The 4188-nt window shown below is 71.2% G+C and carries 5 protein-coding genes; 1 reads left to right on the top strand and 4 read right to left on the bottom strand.

Annotation, left to right across the window (positions count from 1 at the left end; translation table 11 throughout):
• The 3 genes from C5O18_RS07075 to C5O18_RS07065 all read right to left on the bottom strand — a co-directional run.
• A partial coding sequence (locus C5O18_RS07075) for an exodeoxyribonuclease V subunit gamma (protein ID WP_146089256.1) occupies positions 1-1941 on the bottom strand: 1941 nt, incomplete at its 3' end.
• A 72-nt stretch (positions 1942-2013) separates the two neighbouring features.
• Positions 2014-2325 (bottom strand): hypothetical protein, encoded by a 312-nt coding sequence (locus tag C5O18_RS07070; RefSeq protein WP_105192718.1) that lies wholly within the window; start codon positions 2323-2325, stop codon positions 2014-2016.
• An 87-nt stretch (positions 2326-2412) separates the two neighbouring features.
• Positions 2413-2946 carry a YqiA/YcfP family alpha/beta fold hydrolase gene (locus tag C5O18_RS07065; protein WP_105192716.1) on the bottom strand — a complete coding sequence of 178 codons (534 nt, stop codon included), beginning with the start codon at positions 2944-2946 and terminating at the stop codon, positions 2413-2415.
• Positions 2947-3102: 156 nt separating this feature from the next.
• Here C5O18_RS07065 and C5O18_RS07060 point away from each other — a divergent pair, with 156 nt between their 5' ends.
• The gene (locus tag C5O18_RS07060; RefSeq protein WP_158249294.1) at positions 3103-3927 is read left to right on the top strand and encodes a PPK2 family polyphosphate kinase; all 825 of its coding nucleotides are present in this window, start codon (positions 3103-3105) and stop codon (positions 3925-3927) included.
• Positions 3928-3999: 72 nt separating this feature from the next.
• Here the strand turns inward: C5O18_RS07060 and C5O18_RS10445 are convergent.
• A partial coding sequence (locus C5O18_RS10445) for a hypothetical protein (protein ID WP_158249293.1) occupies positions 4000-4188 on the bottom strand: 189 nt, incomplete at its 5' end.

The raw sequence follows: 4188 nt of genomic DNA, 5'->3' as shown, positions 1-4188 counted from the left end.
GAGCGCCTCCGACCAGTGCGCCAGGGCCTCGAGCACGGCCGCCATGGGGCCGAGTCCGGCGGCGTCCAGCGCGCCGATGTCGCCATGCGGCAGCACGCCGGCGAAAGTGATGTCGCCCGCTGTGGCCGGCAAGCCGTCCGGCGCGGGCGACACCGGCAGGGCACCAGCATCGCCCACGGCATAGCCCAGCAGCAGGCGGCGCAAGGCGAAACGCCAGGTGTTCTGCTCCAGGCCATCCGGCATGCGCCAGCGCGCACGATGCCCGGCATCCAGCCCCCAGCGCGCGCCGGCGGCCTCGAACCACTGGCGCAGGCGCGGCAGGTCGGCGGCGGCCAGGCCAAATCGGGCCTGTACCGCCGGCACGTCGAGCAGGTCCCACAGTTCGGCCGAGGTGCAACGCGCCTCCGGCAGGCCGAGCAGCCAGTCCAGCGCGGTCAGCAACGGCTGCTCGCCACGCTGCGGACGGTCGAGGATGGTGAACGGCAGCGCGGTCCCGTCACCGCTGGCGAACACGGCCTGCACCAGCGGCGCGTACAGGCGGATGTCCGGCACCATGACCGCGATGTCCTGCGGACGCAGCGGCCGCTCGCTGTCCGCCAGCTCGGCGAACAGCGCCAGCAGGTGGTCATGCAGCGCCTCGACCTCGCGCAGGCGGCTGTGCGCGACCTGGAAGCGCAGCGACCGGTCGCCCGGGGCCACCGGCAGACGCGCGGCCGGGTCGTCCGGCACCGGCTCCAGATCGCGCACGGCCTGCTGCACCTGCGCCAGCAGGGTATCGGCCGGGGTGTCGTCATCGAACAGGTCGATGCGCTGACCCAGGGCCTGGAAACGCGCGCGGTAGCTGTCCGGATCATCGAACTGCTCCAGCCCGCGCAGGTAGTCGCGCCCCTGCTGGCCCCAGGCCAGCAGCAGCGGATTGGCATGGCGGCCGAGCTGCTCCTCGCGCAGCAGCGCCGGCAGCGCGGCCTTGCGGGCGTGGCGCAGACGCGCTCGCGGCTGGGTCAGGTCGGCCCAGTAGAACTGGCAGGGATTGACCACCGCGAGGATGACCTGGACATGGCGCCCGAGCGCCGCCAGGCCTTCCAGCACATGCAGCGGCAGCGTGGAGAAGCCCCAGACGATGAGCCGGCGCGGCAGTCCGCGCGGCCGCGTCTCCGCCTGCCGCAGCGCGGACAGGAAACGTGCCTGCAAGGCAGCGCGGTGGCCGGCGGCGGCACCGACGGCATCCCAGGGCGCGGCGCTCCCTTCGGCCCCGGCACCGCCCGTCAGGATGTCGTGTTCCAGCGCCCGCCACAGCAGAGGCTGCCAGGCCTCGCGCGCCGGCAGCGGCAGCGGACCGGCGGCGGCATCGGCCAGGCGCAGGGCATCGTTTCCGGCCGACCAGTCCGTCAGCCAGTCGGCGCGGTAGACCTGGTACTGGTCGAAAAGGTCGGCGACCTGCACCGCCAGCTGCCAGGCCTTGCGGCCGTCGGGGTCATCGCTCAGGTAATCGCGCAGCGGCGCGAAGGCCGCTACCGGCAGCAGGCCGGGCAGCAACCGCAGGATGCGCCAGCGCAGGCGCTCCTTGTCGAAGGGTGAGGTCTGCGGCACCGCGCCGGCCCCCAGCACGGCGCGATAGGCCTGCCAGAAGAAGCGCGCCGGAAACTGCATGCGCACGGCGGCACAGATGCCCAGCCCGGGCGCGGCACCGGGAGCTGCCGGCGCGCCGGCGGCAGGCTCCGGATCAGCGGCCAGCGCGGCCTTCAGCCATTGCGCCATGCCGTTGCTCTGCACCAGCACGACCTCGTCCTCCAGCGGCGCCAGCGGATGCGCGCGCAGCCACTGCACCAGCACATCGCGCAGGCTCTCCAGGCGATGGCTGTGCAGCACCAGGAAGCCCGGGCTGATGTCACTGCTCCCGGGCGTCGCGGCGGCGTGGTCGGAGGAATGGTCGGCGGGCATGCGCGGGGGGCGTCTTCCGTGTCGGTTCAGCCGCCTACTCTAGCCGCTCGGACGCCCGCCTGTCAGGCCGGATCAGCGGATACCGGCCGGTTGCGCGGGGGAAGCCGCGCTGGCCAGCTGCTCCGGCGCCAGCGGACGCACCTTCACGCCGGCGAGGCAGTTGAAGCGGCTGCCGTCCTTGTCGCACAGGCACGACGAGGACACCACCTCGTAGTCGTTGCCGATGCGCTTCTGGGCATTGCCCACGGCGATATCGCAGGCTTCCCCGCGCGAGGCGGCCCACTCGCCGGTGCCGGTGAATTCATGCAGCCCGGTGGCGCTGGCAGCCACGGGCAGGGCCAGCAGGCCGGCCATCAGGACCGGCATCAGGTACGACAGTTTCATGAGCGGGCTCCTTGATCTTGTTGTTCGTGGTCTCGGCGCGGCGTGTCGTTCATGACGGGCACGCCTATGCATGAAACAGTATTCGCCTCAATCGGCGCACAGACTGTTGAGAAAATGTCTCAGCTGGTTACAGATCACAGCCACGCTGGCATGCAGGGGATGGTCATCCTCCACCACGGTGACCGTGCCACGCCAGTCCGCACCGGCGCGCAGCGAGGTCTCCAGCGGCACGATGTCATCGTGGCGGCCGTGCACCAGCTGCACCGCCGACCCGCGCAGCGGCTGCTCCGGCCGGTCCAGCGGATAGCCCGGCAGGTCGAAGGCCGGGCACAGCAGGAACAGGCCGGTGATGCGCGGCGCCTCGGTCGCCGGCAGCGCAGCCGCCATCTCCGCGGCCCGCGCCGCCACGAAACCGCCCAGGCTGGAGCCAACCAGCACCACCGGCTCGCCCGGCGTCAGCGCGGCCAGCAGCGTGGCCGCGCGCTGCTCGGGATCAGGGCTGGCGCGGTAGTCGAGCGCGAACGCCGGCAGCCCCAGCTCCGCCGCCACCGCCCGCATGGCCTGGATCTTGAGCCCGTCCGGACCGCTCTCCTTGCCGTGGATGAAATGCACCGCCGTCATGCGCCAGTCTCCGAATGTCCGAGGCCGGCAGAGGCTAGCACAGACACCGGCAGGCCGGCGGCCGCCGCGCCGCTACCGGTGGCGAAAGCCGCCTGCCTTGCACCAGCGCCACGCTGGCGGCACAGTGACGGCACACGCCCAGACAGGAAACCGGACATGCCCGACACCCCCACCCCGCCCTGGCGCTGGAGCGGCGGTCGTCCCCGCCTGTCCGCGCTGCCCTGCGTCATGCCCGCGGAAGCCCAGGCCGCCCTGCCCGACCTGAAGGCCCTGCTGGCCGCCATGGAAGAAGCCCAGCGCCGGCTCTGGGCCAACCGCCGCCAGGCCGTGCTGGTGGTCCTGCAGGGTCTGGACGCCAGCGGCAAGGACAGCCTGACCCGTGTGCTGTCGGAGGGCCTCGACCCGGCCGGCTTCCACGCCTGGTCGTTCGGCCGCCCCAGCCCGGAAGAGGCCGCGCACGACTTCCTCTGGCGCATTGTCCGCCGGCTGCCGGCGCGCGGCGAAGTGGTGTTCTTCAACCGCAGCCATTACGAGGCCCTGCTCGCCGAACGCTTCCTGCCCGACGCCCCGAAGGCCGCCGGCTTCTGGAAAGCACGCGGACGGCTGATCCGCGAATGGGAGCAGCACCTGGTCGCCAGCGGCACCCGCATCATCAAGGTCTGGCTGCACACCAGCGCGGAAGAGCAGCGCACACGCCTGCTCAAGCGCCTGGACGACCCGCGCAAGCGCTGGAAATTCGACCCTTCCGACATCGAGACCTTCCGGCAGCGCAAGGACTACCTCAAGGCCATGGAAGCCGCCATTCGCGACACCCACAGCGAAGAAGCGCCCTGGCACCTGGTGCCCAACGATGACAAGGGGCTGGCGCGCCGCGCCGTGGCTCAGCTGCTGGTACAGGCGCTGGAGACCCTGGCGCCGGACTATCCGGGCTTCGACGAGCAGGTGACGGAGGAGTACCGGAAGCTGCTGCGCAAGGCGTGAGGCGGAAACGAAACCGCCGGCACGATGGCCGGCGGTTCGCATCCTCATCCGTCGCGGAGAGGCGGAGACAACTCAGAAGCTGTAGGTGACGGCCAGATTCAGGCGACGGCGCTCCTGGCTGTTGTTGTAGACATTGGCGAGCGCAGGCGTGCCGCTGTTGTCGTACAGCGTGTAGTCCAGGAAGTCCTTGTCCATGACGTTGTGCACCGAAGCATCGATCGTCAGGCTGGATGTGACACGATACACGGCACCGACGTGGAA

Origin of the sequence: Amnimonas aquatica, from assembly GCF_002943415.1 — a bacterium.
In the GTDB taxonomy this organism is placed as follows: Bacteria; Pseudomonadota; Gammaproteobacteria; order Pseudomonadales; family Moraxellaceae; genus Perlucidibaca; species Perlucidibaca aquatica_A.
The sequence above is the reverse complement of the archived record's forward strand: the minus strand, read 5'-3'. Positions and strand labels throughout refer to the sequence as shown.